Origin of the sequence: Phormidium sp. CCY1219 (assembly GCF_035615515.1) — a bacterium.
Classification (GTDB): Bacteria; Cyanobacteriota; Cyanobacteriia; order Cyanobacteriales; family Laspinemataceae; genus CCY1219.
The window spans coordinates 1-297 of record NZ_JAJENT010000051.1 but is presented as its reverse complement, the minus strand read 5'-3'; the positions used below and the strand labels follow the sequence as shown (position 1 = coordinate 297).

General features: G+C 47.5%; 1 pseudogene. It reads left to right on the top strand.

The features are described 5' to 3' along the window. Positions 1 to 92: 92 nt before the first annotated feature. Positions 93 to 297: pseudogene (locus tag LKK83_RS00385) on the top strand (RNA-guided endonuclease IscB); the annotation flags it as partial.

Here is a 297-nt window from a genome sequence, read left to right as displayed (position 1 = left end):
CGGAATTACTGAACGAGATTCTGTGGTCTGCCAAGCGCCCATTCAAGGATGCTGCTGCCGTCAACTCAACTCGATGGGCCTTCTATCGGGCTTTGTCTCAAACAGACTTTCCTGTAGAAACAGGCACCGGTGGTAGAATCAAGTTTAACCGCTCTGGTCAAGAATTAACTAAAACACATTGGCTAGATGCTGCTTGTGTTGGGAAATCCACACCAGAGCGACTGAACATATTGGTCAAGCAACCCTTGATTATTACAGCCACAGGACAAGGAAATTGTCAGATGTGCCGTACCGACA